The 21,754-nt window shown below is 43.0% G+C and carries 24 protein-coding genes and 2 pseudogenes; 19 read left to right on the plus strand and 7 right to left on the minus strand.

Annotated elements, in window-relative coordinates; all coding sequences use genetic code 11:
- Positions 1 to 9: 9 nt before the first annotated feature.
- On the minus strand, positions 10 to 666 hold the full coding sequence (locus DVH26_RS37150; RefSeq protein WP_345774047.1) for a CBO0543 family protein: 657 nt from the start codon (positions 664 to 666) through the stop codon (positions 10 to 12).
- 46 nt (positions 667 to 712) lie between these two features.
- On the opposite strand from DVH26_RS37150, the gene DVH26_RS10555 reads away from it, so the two are divergent.
- The 7 genes and pseudogenes from DVH26_RS10555 (at position 713) to DVH26_RS10585 (ending at position 7,991) form a co-directional block, all read left to right on the plus strand.
- Positions 713 to 2,275 carry a spore germination protein gene (locus tag DVH26_RS10555; RefSeq protein ID WP_239633646.1) on the plus strand — a complete coding sequence of 521 codons (1,563 nt, stop codon included), beginning with the start codon at positions 713 to 715 and terminating at the stop codon, positions 2,273 to 2,275.
- 46 nt (positions 2,276 to 2,321) lie between these two features.
- On the plus strand, positions 2,322 to 3,530 hold the full coding sequence (locus tag DVH26_RS10560) for a Ger(x)C family spore germination protein (protein ID WP_239633647.1): 1,209 nt from the start codon (positions 2,322 to 2,324) through the stop codon (positions 3,528 to 3,530).
- 243 nt (positions 3,531 to 3,773) lie between these two features.
- Positions 3,774 to 4,883: a GerAB/ArcD/ProY family transporter gene (locus tag DVH26_RS10565; RefSeq protein ID WP_239633648.1), complete on the plus strand. Its 1,110-nt coding sequence runs from the start codon at positions 3,774 to 3,776 to the stop codon at positions 4,881 to 4,883.
- Positions 4,884 to 5,213: 330 nt separating this feature from the next.
- Positions 5,214 to 5,714, plus strand: coding sequence for a DUF421 domain-containing protein (locus DVH26_RS10570; RefSeq protein WP_239633649.1), 501 nt, complete (start codon positions 5,214 to 5,216; stop codon positions 5,712 to 5,714).
- A 190-nt stretch (positions 5,715 to 5,904) separates the two neighbouring features.
- A pseudogene (locus DVH26_RS10575) lies at positions 5,905 to 6,588 on the plus strand (AraC family transcriptional regulator).
- 192 nt (positions 6,589 to 6,780) lie between these two features.
- Positions 6,781 to 7,218, plus strand: coding sequence for a GNAT family N-acetyltransferase (locus DVH26_RS10580; protein WP_239633650.1), 438 nt, complete (start codon positions 6,781 to 6,783; stop codon positions 7,216 to 7,218).
- A 293-nt stretch (positions 7,219 to 7,511) separates the two neighbouring features.
- Positions 7,512 to 7,991, plus strand: coding sequence for an SRPBCC family protein (locus DVH26_RS10585; protein ID WP_239633651.1), 480 nt, complete (start codon positions 7,512 to 7,514; stop codon positions 7,989 to 7,991).
- A 423-nt stretch (positions 7,992 to 8,414) separates the two neighbouring features.
- On the opposite strand, the gene DVH26_RS10590 is transcribed toward DVH26_RS10585, so the two are convergent.
- Together DVH26_RS10590 and DVH26_RS10595 are read right to left on the minus strand one after the other, a co-directional pair.
- Positions 8,415 to 8,831 (minus strand): DinB family protein, encoded by a 417-nt coding sequence (locus tag DVH26_RS10590; protein WP_239635335.1) that lies wholly within the window; start codon positions 8,829 to 8,831, stop codon positions 8,415 to 8,417.
- Between the two features lie 159 nt (positions 8,832 to 8,990).
- Complete coding sequence (locus DVH26_RS10595) at positions 8,991 to 9,491, minus strand: hypothetical protein (RefSeq protein WP_239633652.1); 501 nt, start codon at positions 9,489 to 9,491, stop codon at positions 8,991 to 8,993.
- 257 nt (positions 9,492 to 9,748) lie between these two features.
- On the opposite strand from DVH26_RS10595, the gene DVH26_RS10600 reads away from it, so the two are divergent.
- Complete coding sequence (locus tag DVH26_RS10600; protein ID WP_239633653.1) at positions 9,749 to 10,099, plus strand: hypothetical protein; 351 nt, start codon at positions 9,749 to 9,751, stop codon at positions 10,097 to 10,099.
- Positions 10,100 to 10,706: 607 nt separating this feature from the next.
- The gene (locus tag DVH26_RS10605) at positions 10,707 to 11,033 is read left to right on the plus strand and encodes a hypothetical protein (protein WP_239633654.1); all 327 of its coding nucleotides are present in this window, start codon (positions 10,707 to 10,709) and stop codon (positions 11,031 to 11,033) included.
- Positions 11,034 to 11,971: 938 nt separating this feature from the next.
- Here the strand turns inward: DVH26_RS10605 and DVH26_RS10610 are convergent.
- Entirely contained in the window at positions 11,972 to 12,658 is a 687-nt protein-coding gene (locus tag DVH26_RS10610) for an SDR family NAD(P)-dependent oxidoreductase (RefSeq protein ID WP_239633655.1), read from the minus strand.
- A 155-nt stretch (positions 12,659 to 12,813) separates the two neighbouring features.
- On the opposite strand from DVH26_RS10610, the gene DVH26_RS10615 reads away from it, so the two are divergent.
- Together DVH26_RS10615 and DVH26_RS10620 are read left to right on the plus strand one after the other, a co-directional pair.
- A complete protein-coding gene (locus DVH26_RS10615) occupies positions 12,814 to 13,392 on the plus strand; it encodes a TetR/AcrR family transcriptional regulator (protein ID WP_239633656.1) in 579 nt (192 codons plus the stop codon).
- Positions 13,393 to 13,681: 289 nt separating this feature from the next.
- Positions 13,682 to 14,056 carry a YciI family protein gene (locus tag DVH26_RS10620; RefSeq protein WP_239633657.1) on the plus strand — a complete coding sequence of 125 codons (375 nt, stop codon included), beginning with the start codon at positions 13,682 to 13,684 and terminating at the stop codon, positions 14,054 to 14,056.
- A gap of 196 nt (positions 14,057 to 14,252) precedes the next feature.
- On the opposite strand, the gene DVH26_RS10625 is transcribed toward DVH26_RS10620, so the two are convergent.
- Positions 14,253 to 15,410: a sensor histidine kinase gene (locus DVH26_RS10625; protein WP_239633658.1), complete on the minus strand. Its 1,158-nt coding sequence runs from the start codon at positions 15,408 to 15,410 to the stop codon at positions 14,253 to 14,255.
- Positions 15,407 to 16,084, minus strand: a complete 678-nt coding sequence (locus tag DVH26_RS10630; RefSeq protein WP_239633659.1) for a response regulator transcription factor — start codon at positions 16,082 to 16,084, stop codon at positions 15,407 to 15,409. The genes DVH26_RS10625 and DVH26_RS10630 overlap by 4 nt, the downstream gene beginning before the upstream one ends.
- A gap of 36 nt (positions 16,085 to 16,120) precedes the next feature.
- Here DVH26_RS10630 and DVH26_RS37275 point away from each other — a divergent pair.
- From DVH26_RS37275 to DVH26_RS10665, 8 genes and pseudogenes are all read left to right on the plus strand, one after another.
- A pseudogene (locus DVH26_RS37275) lies at positions 16,121 to 16,198 on the plus strand (P-type ATPase actuator domain-containing protein); the annotation flags it as partial.
- Positions 16,199 to 16,346: 148 nt separating this feature from the next.
- Complete coding sequence (locus tag DVH26_RS10635) at positions 16,347 to 16,739, plus strand: DUF6223 family protein (RefSeq protein ID WP_239633660.1); 393 nt, start codon at positions 16,347 to 16,349, stop codon at positions 16,737 to 16,739.
- 72 nt (positions 16,740 to 16,811) lie between these two features.
- Positions 16,812 to 17,213: a DUF6223 family protein gene (locus DVH26_RS10640; RefSeq protein WP_239633661.1), complete on the plus strand. Its 402-nt coding sequence runs from the start codon at positions 16,812 to 16,814 to the stop codon at positions 17,211 to 17,213.
- A gap of 402 nt (positions 17,214 to 17,615) precedes the next feature.
- The gene (locus DVH26_RS10645) at positions 17,616 to 18,008 is read left to right on the plus strand and encodes a DUF6223 family protein (protein WP_239633662.1); all 393 of its coding nucleotides are present in this window, start codon (positions 17,616 to 17,618) and stop codon (positions 18,006 to 18,008) included.
- A 460-nt stretch (positions 18,009 to 18,468) separates the two neighbouring features.
- Complete coding sequence (locus DVH26_RS10650) at positions 18,469 to 18,774, plus strand: DUF6223 family protein (protein WP_239633663.1); 306 nt, start codon at positions 18,469 to 18,471, stop codon at positions 18,772 to 18,774.
- A 211-nt stretch (positions 18,775 to 18,985) separates the two neighbouring features.
- On the plus strand, positions 18,986 to 19,219 hold the full coding sequence (locus tag DVH26_RS10655; RefSeq protein WP_239633664.1) for a hypothetical protein: 234 nt from the start codon (positions 18,986 to 18,988) through the stop codon (positions 19,217 to 19,219).
- 359 nt (positions 19,220 to 19,578) lie between these two features.
- Positions 19,579 to 20,322: an RraA family protein gene (locus DVH26_RS10660; protein ID WP_239633665.1), complete on the plus strand. Its 744-nt coding sequence runs from the start codon at positions 19,579 to 19,581 to the stop codon at positions 20,320 to 20,322.
- A 15-nt stretch (positions 20,323 to 20,337) separates the two neighbouring features.
- Positions 20,338 to 20,820 carry a NanQ anomerase/TabA/YiaL family protein gene (locus DVH26_RS10665; protein ID WP_239633666.1) on the plus strand — a complete coding sequence of 161 codons (483 nt, stop codon included), beginning with the start codon at positions 20,338 to 20,340 and terminating at the stop codon, positions 20,818 to 20,820.
- A gap of 41 nt (positions 20,821 to 20,861) precedes the next feature.
- On the opposite strand, the gene DVH26_RS10670 is transcribed toward DVH26_RS10665, so the two are convergent.
- The gene (locus tag DVH26_RS10670; RefSeq protein WP_239633667.1) at positions 20,862 to 21,752 is read right to left on the minus strand and encodes a helix-turn-helix domain-containing protein; all 891 of its coding nucleotides are present in this window, start codon (positions 21,750 to 21,752) and stop codon (positions 20,862 to 20,864) included.
- Between the last annotated feature and the right edge of the window lie 2 nt (positions 21,753 to 21,754).

Consider the following 21,754-nt stretch of genomic DNA (forward strand, 5'->3'; position numbering starts at 1 on the left):
CGGCTGGCATCATGTGGCCCCTCCATCTAATGGCACTTTAAGCCATACCATTAATATGACGATAATAATGATTGAAATAATATATGCTCTTATTGGTTTAAGATGGTGAAGCCTCAGCATGGGAAACATCATAATGTCAAATAGAACAGAATGCCAGAAGCTCCATCCATGTTGATAGGAAATTCTTCCACATAATTCCAGAATCCCCTCGGTGGATACAAAAATACTGATCCAGAGGAGCAGGAAGACGACTTGCTTCGTCCATGTTTGGGGATAGCATGATAAAAAGATAAGGACGCAAAGCGGCATCGTTATAACGGCATAAATAAGAACAACCAGGGATTGGTTGTATAAGAAATCAGGATGAAATACCCAGAGGGAGTGATTTTTAGTAAGAAACTCGTAAAGCAACCCTCCTGAAGTAATAAAGAGCATGGTTGGATGGTAATTCCTCCAATTTTTCCTATCCGCCCATCGCCATGCGGAAAAGATTGTAAATAAGGCTATCGCTATGTGCATATTCTCACCGTAATTATTTTTTCTTACTATTTCCTCAGAGCCCAATCCATAATCATCAAACTCCAGAGAGATATTGCTAAAGAATTGGAAATGAAAACGAGTTAAAACAGATCGTGTCCAAAAATGAAGCATAAATGAAGCCGTCATTGGAGAAAACTAGAAGAAGATAAATAATCACTTTGAAGAGGACTCCATGGGCATTTTCTCGAAAACGCAAAATAATACCGATATTTCGTTAAATCCGAGTACTGAGTTTCTCAATGTAAGCCTCGTAATCAACCTTCAAAAGATTAGGGACGCATTCGGGGAAAGCACGGATATTGTTATCAAGGAATTTATCTTGGGGAAAGAAGGCCGAGGGGGATTACAGGCAGGGTTTATTTATACCGAAGGCTTGGCCGATGCAGATGACATTCTAAGTTCGTTGATGATGGGTTTAAGAACGGCGGATTTGGATCTGGATGTGGCATCCAGCCATCAGCCTAATCGCATATTGAAGGACTTTGCCCTTGCTGTTGGCGATGTAAAGGAAATTTCGGATTTTAATTCGTTATATACCGCTGTATTATCCGGGGATACCGTCATTTTGCTCGATGGACAAGCCTGTGGTATTGTTGCCAGCAAGAGAGGGTGGAAGGACCGCGGCGTAACTGAACCGTCTGCTCAAACAGTGATTCGAGGGCCAAGGGAAGGCTTCAGTGAAACGCTTCGTATTAACACGGCATTAATTCGTCGGCGAATCAAAGATCCGAATCTATGGCTGGAGACCAATCCTATTGGCCACATCACCAGAACCGACGTATCGATTATGTATATTCGAGGAATTGTCAACGAACAAGTGTTGAATGAGGTCCGGAATCGTTTGGACCGAATCGATATCGACGGGATTCTGGAAAGCGGTTATATCGAGGAGCTTATTCAGGATGAAACGTTTACCCCGTTTCCAACCATTTTTAATACAGAGCGCCCCGATGCAGTTGCTGCGGGACTCTTGGAAGGCCGGGTAGCAATTTTAGTAGACGGAACTCCTTTTGTTCTCATGGTTCCTGCATTATTCTCGCAATTTTTTCAAGCAAGTGAGGATTATTACCAACGGTGGGATTTTGCCACACTCCTTCGCATTCTTCGTTTTTTCTCTTTTTTTATCGCGCTGCTCGCCCCATCTTTATTCATTGCTATCACGACTTTTCATCAAGAACTGCTCCCAACGCCGCTTTTGATCGGTTTGGCAGCTCAACGTGAAGGCGTACCTTTTCCTGCTTTTATTGAAGCGGTAATGATGGAAATCACCTTTGAGATATTGCGTGAAGCCGGCGTAAGAATGCCAAGAGCGATCGGACAATCCGTTTCCATAGTTGGTACGCTGGTTATAGGTCAAGCGGCGGTTGAAGCCGGTTTGGTTTCACCGGCGATGGTTATCATCGTGTCTATCACAGCGATCTCCAACTTCGTGTTTCCTGCTTTTAATATGGGAATTTCCATTCGGATGTTACGTTTCGGGTTAATGGGACTTGCTGCATCCTTCGGTTTATTTGGAATTACCGTCGGGCTGGTTGCCATGGTTCTTCATTTGTGTAGTCTACGGTCCTTTGGCATCCCGTATCTAACGCCTTTTGCACCTTTCATTGTAAATGATCAGAAGGATTCGATATTAAGACTGCCCCGATGGATGCTGCTCTCACGTCCCAGACTGATCTCAAAAACCAATAAAATTAGAGGGAAGCAGAGCAAACCTGAAAAATCAAGGGTTCCGTAAACGAACGAATGAATCGAGAGTACGCTTGCAAAGGAGGGTCTATTCTTTGAAAAGAATTGTATTCTTGATTGTCATCCTTGTAATAGTAATTGGGATAACCGGATGCTGGAACCGCCAGGAATTAAATGAAATCGCTATTACGGTAGCGATGGGGCTCGATAAGAGAGGAAACCAGTACCAAGTCTCCGTTCAAATCGTGAATCCAAGCGAAGTATCCGCCAAAAAAGGAAGCGCTAGCAAAGGTACTCCGGTAGCTACCTATTCAGAAACAGGAAAAACGGTATCGGAAGCTCTCCGTAAAATGGTAAACAAAGCCCCAAGAGTCCTATATTTTTCACATTTGAGGTTGCTTGTGATCGGTGAAGGGCTTGCCAAAGAAGGAATCGGAGAAGTATTGGACTACTTGTCCAGAGAATACTCGTTTCGGACCGATTTTTATCTAGTTATTTCCAAAGGTGTTCCGGCGGAGAGAATATTGGAAGTGTACACCTTGCCGCAAGAGGTCATCCCAGCAAATAAAATATTCCGATCACTTCAAAATTCAAGCAAACTATGGGGAGCTGCGACAGAAATTACCTTGGATGGAGTGATTTCAGATGCCACTAAAGATGGAAAACAGCCTGTATTATCTGGTATTTCCATTACAGGGGCCAAGGAAAGCGAATCCATTGAAACCAAGAGCAATGTTGAGCATGTAAAACCGATCGGCAGTTTAACTTTTTCCGGTATGGCCGCTTTTAAGAAAGATAAAATGCTGGGGTGGTTAAATCAACAAGAAAGTAGAGCGTATTACTACATAGAAGATAAGGTGGACAATACCGTTGAGACGGTTTCATGTCCTGACGGAGGAAACATAACTATAGAAATACTCCGATCCAGATCGGATATCAAAGGAATCCTTACAGGCGGTAAACCGGAAATCGATGTACAGCTTCAAGTAGAAGGGAATTTGGATGAAGTCCAGTGTGATCTGAATTTAACAACCGAGGAAAACCTTCAAAGATTGGAGAAAATAACGGAATCACACATACAAGCGAATCTAGAAAAGACGATAAATTCGGTTAAGCGTCAATATAAATCCGATATCTTTGGGTTCGGAGAGGCCATTCACCGCACATTACCAAGATATTGGGTTGATCTGAAAAACAACTGGAACGATCACTTCGTTGAGTTGCCTGTACATGTTTCCGTCGATGTAAAGATACGGCGCATTGGTACGTTGACCGATTCGTTTGTAAGAAGATTAAAGGAGTAGATCCACTTGTGGGCGATACTTAGTATATCTGTAATTACCGCTGTGTTCATAGTCATCGAAATTCCTTCACTGGTAAGGAAACAATGGAGGAGGGAGCTGGTTACTTTCTTCGTTCTCTTGTTCTTAGGAGCAGGATTAAGTATTGCTCTGAGCTTACGGGTACAGATTCCGAACCCGCTGGATTGGATAAGGGTGGTGTTCGGTCCAATAAGCAAAGCCATATTTACATAAGTAGAGGGGGGGATGGAAATCAGCAGGAATGTAAAATTGTCTGTTCGTCAATTTTCCTTGTTGGTGATGTTTTTTACTATTGGAACAACGATCTTGATCATACCGGGCGGACTCGCTTTAGTCGCGAAGCAGGATGCATGGATTGCTGCTGTTGTGGGAGTCATACTAGGAGTGCTTCCAGTGCTGCTATATAATTCGATTGGTAAATTATTACCAGATCTAACGCTTATTGAATGTAATGAAAAGCTATTTGGCAAATGGATCGGTACTTTGTTCTCGATTCTATTTATATTCTTCGCGTTTATAGGTTCTGCTACTCTCTTGTTTTACGTAGGCAATTTTATGACTACCCAAGTCATGCCCAGAACGCCGATTCAATATATCAATATCCTTTTTATTAGCATTGTAGTGATGGGAGTAAGGCTTGGCCTTGAAACGATTGCTCGCGCGGCGGAAGTCTTTTTCCCTTGGTTTCTTGTTTTGTTCCTTGTACTCGTCATCTTCCTAGTCCCTGAGATCGAAATAAAGAACATTCAACCGGTCTTTGATACAGGTGTGAAACCGATCATGCAAGCGGCCTTATCGCTTGTCGGAACAGCATCATTAACTTTAATCGTCTTTTTGATGATAGTACCTGCATGCGTCAACAACCCGAACGAAGCGCGTAAAGATTTTATCGCAGCCGTCTTATTGGGAGGCTTATTTATCATTATCATAACGTTGCTGTCTATATTGATCCTGGGGTCTGATACAACAGCACGCCAATTGTATCCTAGCTATGTGTTAGCTAAGAAAATTAATGTAGGCAACTTCGTAGAAAGGATCGAGTCAATCATGGCGGGATTATGGTTCTTCACCATATATTTCAAGATGACCTTATATTTCTATGCTGCCGTAGTAGGACTTGCGCAAGTATTGAAGCTGAGGGATTATCGACCTCTTTGCTTCCCCATGGGGATGCTGGTCGCTGTGTATTCACTGGTTGTTTATCCTAATGTCGTCTATATGCTGGAATGGGATTCGACCGTATTCATTCCTTATGTCATATCGATTGGATTTATTTTCCCTCTGATCATCCTTGTAACTGCATGGGTAAGAAAAAAAAGGGGAAGTTTGAGTTAATGAACCATCCGGCCAAAATAATAACCATAAAAGAAGATTAATTTTTTCCCAATCAACAGACAGTGCCTTCCCGAGAGTTAATGCGGTCTAAGTCTTTTAACACCTGGACAGAGATGCTGACTGATGTTGCACTAAAAATCACGCCTATCATGCACGACAAGAACTTTATCTCCTGACCAAGGATTTATTGACAGGTAGGAGCCTTAATTATGACAAAGTCGCCTTGATTATGGATAAAACAACATCTCCATAGCAATAATAGTGGGAAAACATGGATTTTCGTAAATCTTCAACTCACAACTCGAAGAATGAAGGGGCCTTGGTCACAACTTGAATGAATCCATAGAGATAATAATAAGAACGATCCTTGCCTATTTATGGCTTTGGTTGTATACGAAGTTGATCGGCATGCGCCTGATTGCGCAGAGCTCGTACCATTTGTTCGTGCTTACGATGATGATCGGGACGATCGGCGGTAATATGGCATTCAATCTCAAGATCAGTTTGATTAATTTCATCTTGAGCTTGTTAGTCGTCAGTGTAATCGGGTATGCGCTGATGAGAATATCGTTGAACAGCAAGAAGGCCGACGCCGCTATTTCAGGAGAGCCGGTAGTGATTATTAAGGACGGCGTACTGTTGCAGGAGGAGATGAAGAAGTACAAATACTCGATGGAAGCATTAAAGCAAGGCCTGAGAGGGAAGGATATTTTCGAACTTGAGCAGGTCGAGTTAGCAGTACTGGAGCTAAACGGAACGCTGTCGGTACTCAAGAAAAGGAAATACCGAAACGTCACTTGGCAGGATCTTGAAAGAATAACGAGGCAGTAGTGTTTTCTTAAATAGCCGCCGAGTGCATTCGTTCCATAAAATGGGAATCCTCCAACTGGGACACAGATACATTAGCTATCCAGGAGCAGTTTGCCGTCGCGCAACTGCTCCTTCTGTCGTTAAATGGCACAATAACTATAAAAATAAAGGAATATTTTAACGCTACTATGTACTTGTAGGAGGGAACTGAATGTTACAAGAATTCAATCATTTAATGGAATACATCGAAACACATTTAACGGAGGAAATATCCGGAAAAGATATATCAAAAATTGCAGGACTATCGGATTATCATTTTAAAAGAATGTTTTCAAACTTGGCTGGAATGTCATTGAATGAGTATAGCAAAAATAGGAGATTATCCGTAGCGAATGTTGAATTAATAAATGGAGCAAAAGTTACAGATATTGCCTATAAATATGGTTATCAATCAATAGAAGGATTTTCAAGAGCCTTTCGTGAATGGAGTGGTTTTCTACCTTCAGAAGTAACTAAAAACAAAATTCAAAAATCATTTCCTAGATTTATATCCTCATCAAGTCTTGAATGTATCCTATGATTTTGATGATGGTTTTTTAGAAGAGAAAGGAAACTTGACTCATATGATTGGATTTGCAACTACAAAAGAAAATACATTCGATGATTTAGAGCAAATTTCTATTGAAGAAAGTTTATGGGCAATTTTCCCTAATCAAGGACCATTTCCTGCTACGCTACAAGAAACTAAAAAATTTATTCTGAATGGTTGCCTTCTTCAGATTATGAAGTAGCAGATATACCTGGAATTTCTTTTACAAAGTACAATGGTACATCGGAAAATGTATATAGCGAAATTTGGATGCCAGTGAAAAAAGTTAGCGATAAACTTGGATGATTATCTTCACAGAAGTGTTTTTCAGTAAATTCTTCATTTACCATAGTAGACCAGTCGGTAGATATTGACTGGTCTTTTTTCAAGTGATATTAACTTTACAGATTTCAAAGGACCTGAAAGAATATCTTCAACAAATAAATACTTCAATGTGGTAGAATATGTAATTATAAACTAGTGGATAAGGTGAAAAGAATGCATACGGATATAAGGGTAAGACTGGCATCAGTAACTGATGCAGAGGAACTCTCTAGGCTAAATCAAGTATTTAACGGAGGTGACAAACGGCCTCCAAATCAAATAATGGAGAGCCTGAAGGTAAACAACGAATTAATTGCCGTGGCGGAAATTATGGGCAAAGTCGTTGGTTTTGGTTGTGCTCAAAGTTTTTATTCATTTTGTTACGAAGAGCCACAGGGAGAAATTACAGAACTGTATGTTGAAGAAGCCGCTCGAAGAAGAGGAATTGCAGGTGCAATCATTTATTGTCTGGAAGAACATCTTAGGGAACGTGGAGTAAAAAGTGTAAAAGTGTTGACAGGCAATAGGAACGACGCTGCAATTAAAACGTATGAACATTGCAATTATGTTATAGACGATGAACTGATGTTGATGAAAAGGATAGGAGACTGAACTTACAGGTACGTTAGCTTAATAAACAATAAGGATGCGGTTGCCGGCATAAATGGCAGCCGCGTTGCGCTAATTGGGAGGATAACGCAAGCACTTCCATGGTTTGCGGTAAAATAAACCATATAGAAAATACATACTGGGGATACCACTATAGTGACAAAGCAAGTTATTGGGCTATGATGTACTTGAATAAAGATAGATAAGAGAAGAGCGAAAATATATATTCTGTTTGTTAGGCTATCGGGACAGATAGCCTAATTGCAAGCAAGAGTAGAAGACGGGAGGGAACTGGGATGAAAATCTATCAAGTTGGGGTTGCTCGCATGATTGATGCGCCGCTTGAGGCCGTATATAGAGTCGTTACTGACATGAATGTGCACATCGGCATCCTGCCCAGACAATTCGAAACGCTTGAGGTGCTACAAGGCGGTAGCGGCTCCGGTACCGTGTTTCGCCTAACTATGAACGTAATGGGTATAAGGTCGTCTTTACAAATGAGGATCACGGAACCAATACCTGGGCGTGTGATTCGGGAGCAGGACGATAAAGCAGGCGTCACGACCACTTGGACGTTAAAGCCTTCCGATGACAGCAAGCATTGCTATGTCGATTTAATGACCGAGTTTCCCAGCAAGCCCGGACTTGCAGGAGTAGTGGAGCGGCTTCTTGTTTCACCTATCATTCGCTCAATCTACCACCGAGAATTGGACAACATTAACGTCTATTTGACGACAGGTATTGCTGCTCGTAAGGACTCTGTTCACTTCAGCTAGCAGGTGCATGAGTTCAAAGTGGCAGGAGAGAAATTGTTTTTGGTAGTTAAGGAGCAATCTGATACCATAGGTTGCTCGGTTCTAATCTAATTTCTGCAGCAAATGATTCAGCTAACGGGTACGATAGTTTAAAAAAGAACTCCCAAAGGAACTATTACTGAAGCCATTTCCCCAGTTAAAGCTACTTGAAATTCTCATTAATATGCACCCAGATATATTAAACCATTGAACTAACAGGTACGAGTTAGTTCAGCTACTTGCGGCTGGACCCGTGCTTGCGAAATTACAAGGAAGTTGATTCTTATTTACCTAAATGGGATGGATTTATTCAGGAGTTTACGTTGGTGATACCTTATGCCCCGGGTAAAACTGATCATTATTACAAAAATGACAGCCAGATCATAATGGCTGTCATGCATAGTATTAATCCCAAATTCGAATTCTTGGTATGCCTGCTGTCCGTAGATAGTCCAATAATTGACCTGTATGTACGGATTCGTGGTATGCAGTACGAAGTAGCATATCCCCTAAGCTTCTTATGTACCCTGAATCAGAACGGTCAATCATAATATTTATCAAGTCTTCCTCAGAAAATATCTTGATTGTGTTAATAAAATCATTCCTGTAGGAATTGGCAAATTCTATTTCTGCATGCACAGATGTGAAAGGCCGATTCTCGAACGGAGAATGGAATACTGATAAACTGCCCCTATTCAAGATGGCTAGGTGGTAATAATGTTCACTTTCTAAAATGTGTCTAATCATCTCTAGACAATTCATTGCATCGTTATCGGGTTTCCAGAAGAGCGTTTCCTCTGGAATGGAAGTCCAAAGCTTTATGCTTCTTCTTCTGACTTCATTAAGGTATACCCATCATAGAATTACCCTCCTAAGTAAGAAAAGACCGTATAAAAAAATTCTACACGGCCATTCAATAAACCTATTAAAACGCTACGTTTGTCAACAGTCCCGCTTCCGGGAGCTTTTAACCTCTCTTAATTAAACTCTACTCTTTTCTCGCATTAACATAATGGCCCCGATCAAAATCAGAGCTATGGCAAAAACCGGACCGCCCAAAACAAGATGGTTAAAAATGGTTCCAAGTGTAAATACGGCAAAGAATAGCAGGGACAGCACCGTTAAAATAGTAATCGGGATCATCAGATACCGGTTGCGGTTGCCAAACCAATAAAATTCAAAAAGACCGGCCGCAACAGCAAGTAGGAAACCGGGCCACATCAATTCCCAGCTGTCAAACAACATGGAGATCTGGCACACAACCCCTGATGTGAAAATAATTCCTCCAGGAATCAACAGCCCTGCGGCTCTAGGGGCTGTCATGGAGAAGTAAAGCCAATGGAAAAACAATCCTAGCGGAATGACGAACAATGCGGGCCAATAATATTCGAAAATCGTTCCAATGTCAATCGGGTTTCCCTGGTTCAAAAATATACCCGCCCCCAGTAGGATAAGGACAGCACCTCCAATATACCTGTTCATATTAAACTCCCTTTCATTAATGATTTCACTATAAATTAAGTTAACATATTTCGGTAAAAACTGTCCCCCAACTTCCGGGTAGTCATTGACTGGACTTAAGTCCAGTCAATGGCAGGATGACTTGAGTTGACCGAGACAGGGAGTAGTTTGCCGGTGCAGCTGCTCCCTGTTTGTCATTGAGTAACGGGCAGATTTCTTTAAAGAAACCAACGCATGTGTGGTAATATTTAGTTATCTTTTAAGGGGAGGTTATTTCAATGAAGTTGCAAGATTTACTTAATGAAAAGCCAACAAAACAGTGGAGAGAACGTATGTTGGAATATGGGGATGATCTATTCACACCTGAACGGCTGGCTTTATGTGATAAGGTTATCGATAAATATATAAATGAATTAATTCTAATACAAGGAGATCTCGACCAAGAAAAGATCATGAAATTCGTTGAAGAATTAGTCATATCTTTTAACGATTTAAATGAAGAAAATGAATACTTCATAGAGACAATGGAAAGAGAAGAATTGGCTGAATTCATTGATAAGGCGGCAAAGTTAGCAGGATTAGAAGTTAAAGCAGGTCAAGACATAACTGAAGAATGGCGAGAATGGTAACTTTAGTTTTTAACACTAATGAGGCGCTATAGCTTAAAGCTTTGGACCTACTTAACACGAAACAATTTATGATGTATTTCGGACTCTTCTAGGGTTGGTGAAGGATAATCGTGGTGATGAGGACCAGCAAAAGACATATATGAGTACGCACGCTGATTTACTTTCATTACCATAATAAACTGAGCAATTTATGAATTTAACACTCCCCTTTATGGACGTTGTATTAGGGGAGTTTTTGAGATAGCTAAAGGTATTGCAGTAGGGGACACTTTCTTGAAAGTTAAAAATCGGCTATCTAATGGCTGTCAAGTTAATGAGGATCGGAAACTTAAAGATGGAGACTTCATCTTTCAGAATGTGAATATTTCATGGAAGAACTTTAGATTTTTTTTCTTTGAACGATCAAATAATGCAAAACTAACGGGGTTTCAGCTCACATTTTAAAGAAAAGGTTAACATTGTTGATTAAGCTAACGGGTACGTTAGCTCAGAAAACATTACGGGGGCCGCAGCGGACTATATGGCGGTCTTTTTCCATGCAAACTGGAGTTAACGTAACACTTACCCAATAAGTTTCGTCTACATATTAAAATGGAGGGAGGACAGGATGAATCAACTACTAGTGAAAACGGTAGGTTATTTGGGGTTGCTGTTGTGCGTAATGTTTTTGTTATACAAAGTGACCTTGTTTTGGAACCCAATAGGCATACAAAAGCAAACCGTCTCGTTCCTGAGAGCAGTTCAGGAGCAAAACTACGACAAGGCTGCGAAACTATTTGGCTGGGAAGGGCAGAAAACCGCGGGCAGTCAGGCAAGCGAATGGAAGCGGCTGGCTGAAGAAGGTGGGGTTCGTCTACTATCCTTCAGTGACGTTCGCGCCGAATATGATGATGGTTGGCATGGGCCATGCGGACCTGGTCTTCGAGGTGAATAAAAACCCTATGCAGGTGAAGTCACTTTGTAATCTTGGGGTGTGAGCTAACGGGTATGATATTTCAATCTAACAGGGGCATACACCGCGGTGCCACTACCTGTTTCTTCTATTGGTAGTCATGATGAGAGGAGTGAAAGTGAATGAGCTTGTATCACTACATTGCATCAAATCACCCTCTGCCTATAGGCGAGAGGGGAGGAAGAAAATCACCACTAGATAAAGCGGGCTAGTACCCCCTAAAGCATTTCATTTCCTATCAAATGATAATTCTTATGTTCTTTTCCCGGGTGATTTCTCATCCTCAATTAGTGAAGATGAAATTGAAGTTTATGAAACAATGGAAGATGCAGCAGGAATTATTATTTATGAATTGGTTCAAGGCGATGAGATGATACGAAAACACTTTAAGCTGCCGTATGTCTATGGAATAGTGCCCAATTTGGGGTAAGTTTTACTTTAACCAAGAAATGAAAAAATTTTTCCCAGAAGAATATTGGGCTTGTGTAAAATGTGTCTCTGTTCTCTTCGATTTGATGCGGGACATTAATGATGATCAGAGTGTCTTTGAATTATACTCATGCTGGATCGGAGAGGAAACACAGGAAAGTAACTCTGACCTTGCAACGTGTATTAGACTCTCAACATTTAAGTTAGGTGATCATTTTGAATTGAAGGAACGGCAATATATTTCAATTGTAAAATGAAGATGGAGCAGGAACTAACTAGCTTAACGGATCGATTGCAGAAAAAATAAAATTTCTCATCTAACGAGTACGTTGTCTTAAAAACAACTAAGACACGGCTGCCGACGTGAATCGGCAGCCGCGTCACGCTAAAGGGCAGGATAGTGTAAAGGTTATTAAGCAAAATGTTGCACTAGGCACATGCAAAAGAGATAAGACAACTATCATTTCAATAGTTGTCTTATCTCTTTTATATTAATTTTCACCAAGAATTTTAGTTAGATCAAGCCCTTGAGGGAATATTTCTTCAAAGTGGTCCTTTTTCTCATATAAATTATACCAAGCTTCAGCAATAACATCTGGGTCCCCTTCTGTACCAGGTTGTATCATGGCTCCGATTGAAAGATGTCCGACAAACACACCTTTTTCTTTCAACTCATTGTGCAGGTTTGCGGCATAATTACGAATACCAGCCCCAACGATTCCGGCATTCCCGGCATAAGGTAAAGGGAACATAGTAGATACGCCTGTTGTAAATAAAATTGCACCAGAACCGTTATTTATCATATCCGGTAGAACCTCATTAACGGAAAGAACGCCAGCCAGCAAATAGCTTTTCATTATATCTAATATACTTTGAGGCGTAGTTTCTAGCACGTTTGTGAACTTATCCTCCCTGGCATAGGGGCTAAATTCTAGTACATCAATCGAACCAAACTCGTTTTTAGCTGCTTGAATGGCTTGTTTTAAAGCAGCTAAGTCCGTGACATCCGCTACAAAAGATTGCGTTTCAATATTTAATTCTCTAAGTTCACGTTCGATAATAGCTAATTTCTCAGGGTTACGCGCAATCGCCGCTACCCTAAATCCATTCTTTCCGAATTTTTTGGCTAGAGACAACCCCAATCCAGGACCTACACCAACTATGGCAATAGTTTTCATATTTCGTTAACTCCTTATCTATGATAGATTAAAAGAAACATACGTTGCTTTAATGGAAACTATACGGCAAATGATGCAATGCAACAATCAACAACCTACGTGTGAATGTTGCTATAGCGACAAGATTGACAAATTGTCGGGCGAGGGTGAGATAAATGGCATCAAAAGTAAGGAATCTACGTATTACACAAACGAAACAGTCATTGATTAATGCTTTTTTCAATTTGGCTTCTAAAAAGGATTTTGAAAAAATTACAATAGCGGATATAACAAAGGGAGCGAAGGTTAATCGTGCTACATTCTATGCACACTTTAATGATAAATACGATTTAATCGATTTTATTATGGGGGATTTCGCCTCAGCATCTATCGAAAACCATACTTCAGGTGTTGTGAAATTCGATCAGGATAGCATAAATCAACTCATTTTAGCGGTATGTGATTTTTATCAACAACCGAACATTGAATGTCGCAGCAGCTATGGTGGCTTGGTCTTACCTCAAATGCAAGAAAAAATACTAAATGAATTGAGGGTTTTTTTGTCAAAAAGCTTGGAACATATTTATACAGATAACGAAAAGAATATGTTCGTGCCGATTTTTGCGCAAATCATCCATGAAGGTGCATTGCAATTGGCCCTTGGTAACCACACCATGAAGAAGGAAGAAGTATCTAAGAAGATTGCATTATTTGTAATTATTGGATCTCAGTCTTTGGAAGGGGCGCTACGCTAACGGGTACGATAGCTTGCCTGCTAGTGTCCGCGGCAATTTTCTCGTGAAATTGGGTCGCCTCGACGAAGCCTATTCGGAATTCAAACGCGCAGCGGCGCTTGTGGGCAACGCCAGGGAGCAAGAGTTTCTATTGAAACGTGCCGTGGTGCACCGAAGGAAGAGATTTTAGATCTTATCTCCATCATATCAAAAAAATTTTAAAGGGATGTCGATTTAGTCGCAAACCGTTCGTCGCTTGTATAGAGGCAAAACTAAATGCTTCAAAATTACATTAAAGGAGTAATTAAATATGAAATTTCTTTGTTTGGGTTACTTGGATTCAGCGAAAATGGATTCTCGCCCCAAGGATGAGATTGATGCTATAATGTACGAATGTCCACCTCATCTGGAGAATTTCTACAAGAGCGGCCAAGTGATCATCGATGCTGGTCTCTCCTCCGAAACGAAATGCTTGCGGCGGGCGAACGGAAAGGTGAAGGTAACGGACGGCCCTTTTATCGAAACTAAGGAAATGATTGGCAGTGCTTTTCTGATAGAAGCACGGGACATGGAGGAAGCGATCCGGATAGCTTCCTTGCATCCGACCGTTCAGGTAGGCGCGGGGGAGCAGTTTGGCTGGGGGATTGAGATTCGTCCAATCAACTACTTTGAATCAAGAGACTAACCTAATGGTTATTTCGATACTTCAATGGAAGGTCCATCCCACGAAGGCTGGACCTAAAACTTGCTGTCATAAATGAGTTCGGTAACTCATGTTTTGTACAAAGAAAGGGCCATCCCAACCAGGATGGCCTTAAAACTTTCCGGTTATTTCTCATGAACAAACACGACTACTTTGATACGGAGAACTATACAGGGAATCATTTACACGTTGACAACTGGAAATTGCCTGAAGGCAAATAAACAGTAAATGTCGTACCTTCATCAGGCTCACTCATGACGCGGATGAACCCGCCGTGGGCTCTGACAAAATGATGAGCGATCGATAATCCGAGGCCCGTTCCGCCAGTATGCCGCGAACGGGCCTTTTCCACGCGATAAAAACGATCGAATAGGTGAGCCAGCTCTTCGTCTGGAATACCGATACCGGTGTCTATCACTGAGACACATGAATAGACTGCATTTCGATCCAGGACCTTGTCTTCAATTACAACTGAAATCATTCCGCCTTCCGGCGTGTAGCGGATTGCATTAGTCAACAAATTGATGAACACCTGCGTGATCCGTCTCGCGTCGGCCATCACCGTCACCGGCCTCGTGTTCGAATAAAAGCGCATTTCCAATCCGTTCTCCTCAGCCTCCATTTTCACATCATCAACGACTTGTTCAAGTCTTGCCGACAGATCGAGCGGTTTGCAATCCAATGCCAACCGGCCCGCCTCAACCAATGACAAGACATGAAGATCTTCCACAAGCAGGCCTAAGCGGATCACTTCGTCATGGAGTCTGAGCAGCATTTCCGGAGGGACGTATCGACCGGTCTGTTGAGCATTTTCTAATTTTAGCTGCATGATAGACAGCGGGGTTCGAAGCTCATGAGCGACATCAGCTACCAACCGCCTACGGGCGTCCTCTGCTTCCCGGAGGCGAAGCGTCATATCATTGAAAGTTTGAGCGACTTTCCCATACTCATCTTTCGAGTTTACAGGTACTTTGACGTTCAGATCGCCTTGCGACACGCGCTCTATTGCGGATATAAGCTTTTTGAGCGGGAGGGTCAGCACCCCCGATATCCAAAAACTGAAGATCAACCCGATTGCAACAAAAAACGACAAGCGCACGCCGTTCGTGACTTGAAGCAGTTCATCCAGCCGCGTTTTGTCAAGGAAATAAGATTTAAAGATTTCTATTTGTTCTTCGGGCGTAGCGCTCAAATAGTTGGCATCGATTTGTTCCCTTTGAAATTGATCGATCAAGCCGGCTGTGTACATTTGCGTTGTAAGGGAGAAAGTGATGCTGACAATGAACACGAGCAGTCCCATACAGGCAAATATTTTCATGCGGACCGTAATCTTCATGAGCGTTCACCGAATCGGTAACCGAAACCGTATACTGTTTGAATATATCGAGGATTGGCCGGATCGTCTCCCAGCTTGCGGCGAAGATTCCGGATATGGGAATCCATCGTCCTTTCGTATCCCATGTACTCATCCTCCAAAGCAGCCTTTAACAATTGCAAACGGCTGAAGACGATGCCGGGACGAGCCGCCAGCGTGAACAGAATTTTGAATTCGGTCGGTGTCAATGGGATTTCCTGACCGTCTTTGAAAACCTGACATTTGGACTCTGAAATGATTAAGTTATCTCTTTCCAAGAACGTCGAACTGTCTTCGGGTCCGCGCAAGCGGCGAAGCAACGCTCGGATACGTGAAGCGAGTTCGCGCAAGCTGAACGGTTTCGTCAAATAATCATCCGCGCCAATTTCCATTTTATCCGATTCATCCGATCGGGCCGTGACCATAATAATGCCACAATGCGAGGTTTGCCTTAGCTCGTGGCATACGTCAATACCGCTTTTTTCGGGGAGCATCCAATCAAGCACGACGAGATCAGGCCTCTCAGACCGGGCAATCATGAGCGCTTCCTTGCCAGTACAGGCGGTCAATACCCGGAACCCTTCACGCTGCAAATAGGTCTGCATCTCCTCCAGCATACCCAGTTCGTCCTCCACAAGCAACAATTTCGGTTCCATTCCCATCACATCTTTCCATTTTATTCATTTTATTCCGGCGACGGTGAAGTCATTGAAGGATTGGCATCTGTAGATGAATCGGTCATTACGGGCGAATCGGCGCCCGTTATTAAAGTCTGCTCCCATTGTGAGAATATATCGCTTATCGAAAATTATACTGTGATTTAACAGGTTCTTGAAGAAACCCACACAAAAAGAGGAAGAACTGCATAAGTTCTCGACATTTGTTGTGTAAACTGGCAGTGAAAGGAGAGAAATCATCGTGAAAATAAAACTCATTTCATTCATAATCCTTTGTACATTTCTACTTGTGCCGACGATCGCCTTTGCTGAAGGGACTGGTGTTGGTTATGGTAGTATCACCCCTGGGTGGCTCTTGATTTTCACGGCTGGGTTGATTGGGCTATGTGCTGCGGTTGTTGCTGGGATTGCTCTTGCCCGTCCAACCGATCGTTTTGCCACTGGTCAATGGCCTGTTCTGTCCATCGTGTTGGGTCTGTTTTGTGTGCTTCTCTCCATGTTTCATCTAGCCGTTACGCTTGCTGGTTTTGGTGCTGGCAACCGGCGTGCTGGAGCGATCATAGCGATCGTGATTGGGCTGATCGGCTTGGTGCTCGCTGGAATGGCTTGGTTCCGCTCTCTTCGTGACAAATAATTCGACTATTTTTCTGTTTCTCTTAAGAAAGTGCAGTTAGTTTGTAAACTGATCGTGAAAGGAAGGGTAGGCATGAAAAAAAAACTCGTTTCATTTGTAATCCTTTGTACATTTTTACTTGTGCCGACGATTGCCTCAGCTGACTCAGCTGAACAAGTCTACGGTTTTACTCCCGCACGAATCAAGATCCTCGTGACCGTGGTGATGGGGTTGGGCAGTGTGGGCATCGCTTGGTTGTCTTTGGCCCGTGCCTCTGATCGTTCTGGCAAAGGTAATTGGCGAATTGCGACCCTCGTGGCCATCGCGTTGGCATTGATTGCCTTTTTTATCGCTGGGCCGCATTTTGTTTACACTACCGGCGATATTGGTTCCGGTAACGGGCGAGGTGGTGCCGCCTTTGCCGTCATACTATCGATCATCACGATCGTCCTCTCTGGAATGGCTTGGTTCGCCTCCCGATATCGCACTAGCTGAACCGAAATACAAGCCATTTCATAAACCAAATATTGCGAATGAACAGAGTGACGAGGCAATGTTCGGTGGTAAGCGTGGTGAAACTTGTTTCTGAGCGAAACGAGTTTTTCACACAAAGTGTACGAGTTTCGCTATGTGCTAAAGCGCCAAGTCTCATGCACCGTCCACCGAACAGCGACCCAAAACGGACGATGCAAGTATAACTTAACATTTTTGAAATAGCTCTTCTAGTGAATTGAGAGTCAAATTCTAAAGGGGATTTCACCGTAGCATCTAACAAATGTCTATGAATTCGTGCAAATTCAGTTAAAGATTGCTCACGAAATTTTGTTTATCAAGCAAAAAAAATAGAAAGCTGATATAGATTCAGTTGTAAAAACAATAAAGAGGAGGAATGAGCATATGAAAATGAAACTAGTTTCATTCGGAATACTCTGTGCGCTTCTACTTGTACCAACGATTGCCTTTGCTGAAAATAAAGTTGGGTATGTAATCACGACCGGGCGAATCTGGTCCACGGTAGACGCGTTTGTGGGGCTGATGAACGCAATCTTTGCTGGGCTGTCTCTATCCCGTTCCATCCGTCGTATTGGCAATGGTGGTCGAAACGTGGCCATCATATCCGTAGTAGTGGCGCTGATCGTCATTGTCTATGCTTTAATTCATATGACCATGTTCCCTGGTAATTTCGGCACTGGCGACGGAAGAGCTGCGGCTGTCATCGCCATCGTGACGGGGATCATTAGCATAGTTCTTGCCGGAATCACTCTGATCCGCTCCCGCCGTGCTAGCTGAACTAAATGGGTTTGAATATCTTGATCTGAATTTATCCTTAGGTAAAAGGTTATCTGGTTAATCCAAACCCAGATAACCTTTTTTGATAAAAAATAAAAAACGCTTAACATACCACTCATATTTCGCGCGATCAACGAAGTGCCACTGAGCATATTTAACCAGCCGTTTTAAATTTATTTCTTAGAAGGCCCACACAACGTATTGAATGAATAACAGATTTCAACATCGATTTTTCACTACTCTCCCATCACTTTAAAGAAATCCACGTAAACAGAGGAAAATCTGCATAAATTCTCGACATTTGTTGTATAAAGTTAAAGCTGATATAGATTCAGTTTGTAAAAACAATAAAGAGGAGGAATGAGCATATGAAAATGAAACTAGTTTCATTCGGAATACTTTGTACAATTATACTGATACCAATGATTGCTTCTGCTGAAATGGTGGCGGTGGTGATGAAATGACCATCGAACAACTCAAGGCCATCGTAGTCGTGGTAATAGGGCTGATCAGCGTGGGCATCAGTGGGCTGGTTCTGACCCGTTCCATCGGTCTTTTTGGCAACGGCAACGGACGAAACTGGTCAATCGTAGCCATCGTGATAGCTGTGTTCAGCATCTATGTCGGCGGGCGGCATCTTTTCGACGCCACTGGTTTTTTCGGCACTGGCTACGGGCAAGCTGGGTCCATTGTATCCATAGTGTTGGGGCTAATTGGCGTGGTTCTCGCTTGTCTGACTCTAGTCCGCTCTCGCCGCGCCTGCTGACCCGACCATCGTGCCCTGTGTTCTTGTACCTGCTCTTCCTGGTGACCGCCAATGACAATGGCTTGATCGCTTCGTTGACTGAGCTGTTAAAGTACTTAAAGGAGCAATAATTGATTAAGCTAACGGGTACGATAGCTTCATCTCAAAATGCAACATTCGGTTATAGAGGAGTTTATTTTTTAGAGATTGACTCAATGTGAGGAGGGCAAGAATGGATTGGGTGTTTATCGGAAGTACTGCAGATGACTCATTTTTGCTAAATGGGATAGATATCTTTAAGAAAAAATGGGAGGATACGGGTAGGAAGGCTACCGTGATAGACCCGATATACAAAGTAAAAAAATACTTTACCGTTTGGTCAGTTCAAAGCGAAACCGACGAAGTAATTACCTTTGCAGCGGGAGAGTTTTCAAACTGCGTTTGGGGGATTTACACTAAAGACTAGCTTAAATTAACGAGTACGATCGGGTGGGGCTGTCGCTAGGACAGCTCCTTATTAAGGACCATTGAAATAACGGGGAGGATGGTTCAGTATTTGATCTATATGTGATAGCCGAAGAACTCCGTAATATGAATAAGTAAGTTAAAGCTTGTGAACATTACGTAACGGGTACGATATCGCCGCCGTGTAGGATTGAAACAGATCTAGCAAAGTTAATTTACGCGGTGTTTGCCAATAACTGCCGATTTGCTCGGCATCGATATCACCGAAATTATGAGAGGTTGCACGAAAAAGTGCAACCTCTTTTCCGCGTGCACCGCCTACAATACGATTATAATCAATCAGGAGAGGATGAACCCGAGATGACATTATCCCATGCGGATCTGCTAAAGCTGAAGCGCTGGAATACGCCAACGATTTACAACGGCTGGGAGGCGATTACGAAACACGACATTACCCAGGGCTTCAATATGGAGGAAACCCGCGACTATATGCCGCACATGGGGCCGATGGTCGGTTACGCAGTTACGGTGCAATTCGAACCTAGCAATCCGGCTCACCTCAACAATAATCCGAATGCATGGAGTGAATACCGCAAGTATGTGGCAAGCGTCCCTGGGCCCAAGATCATCGTGGTGCAAGACCTGGACAAACCGCGTGTGATCGGCGCATTTTGGGGTGAAGTGAACAGCAACATCCACCGCTCCTTAGGCTGTGTAGGTACCATAACGGACGGGGCCATCCGCGACACCGATGAAATGAACAATGCAGGCTTCAAAGCCATTGCCCGGAGAACGTGCGTCGGTCATGCTTACAGCACGCCGGTTCGCTGGGGGATCGAGGTCGAAGTATTTGGCTGCAAAGTACAGCCTGGCCAATTGATTCATGCGGACAAACATGGTTTCATGGTTATTCCGAAGGAAGATGAAGTCCGATTATTGGAAGCGTCCATTTATATGGACGGCAATGAATGCAGCACGATTATTCCGGCGGCACGCAGCACGGCGGGCAAGACAGTGGAGGAGCTGCTGGCAGGGATCGATGAAGCAGGCAAACAATTCGGCACGAATGTGAAGAGCCGATTCGGCACATCAGGGGAATGGTAGGAGGAGTGAATCATCATGATTCTGGGCGACTTGAGCAAATGGGAACAAGAGCAATGGGCCTACGCGCCCATCTTGCGCAAAGCAATAGATTACTTGTGCGATAACGATTTGGACAATACGGACATCGGAACTTACAGCCTTCTTGGGGATGACATGTACGCTATGGTTCAACAAGCCGATACCGTAGTCCCGCAGGAACGAAAATCGGAGCATCATGCTCAATATATTGACGTTCAATCGGTCGTGACAGGGGAAGAAATTCATGTCATTGCCAGACATTCCGAGCGTAACGTTCCGGTTGAGGATCAATTGGCCGATAAGGACTATGCCTTGTTTGATACGGTTGATAACGAATTCGAATTATTGCTAAAACCGGGCATGTTCGTTATTTATTTCCCAGACGATCTGCACCGGCCGGCTTGCAGCCGCACAGGCGGTACTGTAACCAAACGTGTTGTCATTAAAATCAATAAAGATCTTTTGCATACCACTGATTAATCCAAACTAAGATGACAGCAATTTTCAACCATCCGATGCTTTTACTGCATAGGTGTTCTCGTACAATGGGATATCCGGTACTCTTTGGGGGATATTCCCTTGGTTTTATGGAAAATCCGAGCAAAGCTGGAGTACGAGCCGAACCCGGATTCCTCGGCAATGTCCGTGATCTGCATCTCCGTAGCATGCAGCAATGAACAGGCATGGCGGACACGAAGCTCGTGAAGCAGGTCTATGAAATGAATGCCATATTGGCGCGTAACCATTTCGCTAAGCGATGACGGATGAATACCGAATCGATCGGATAAATCGGTAAGTGTAAGCGACTCCAGGTAATGCTCATGAATATAGCCGATGATAGGCCAAATGGAACGAATCTTAGATGCTGGAATCCGGGATTGTGCAGGGGGCGCCATATTTTGAACGGCCTGAAGGCTGTATCTAGCAAATTGGGTCAGCACCCGCTGCAAATTCATTTTTAACATGACGGTTGAAAATGGCATCGGCTTCTCGTATTCATTCCACATCGAGTTGAAGCTTTGCCGCATTTCATCAAACAGGCAGTCCTGCATATGAATGAACGTATTTCTAGTTTCAGCAGCGTTGCCTAACAGGATATCATGCAAGTGGGAATCCATTTTTCCCAGCTCAAAGATGACATCCAGAGGAAAGTTGCAAATATATAATTCGAGCGGATTATTCGGATCGGAGACGATATCATGTACCTGAAATGGGAGCAGCAGTACCATGATGCCGGGCAGCATGTTATGTGTTACGCCATTAATGGTTTCTGTGCCCCGACCGTTAAGCACCAAGGTCAGCTCTACGAAATCGTGACGATGAGAAGGTGTTTTCCATTGCAGCTTTCGTTTCATAAAAAAAGGGAAGCTGGAGTCCATATTAGGGTATTCGAATAAATAGTCCGGATACATGC

It is taken from the genome of Paenibacillus sp. H1-7 (assembly GCF_022354825.1).
GTDB lineage: Bacteria > Bacillota > Bacilli > Paenibacillales > NBRC-103111 > Paenibacillus_S.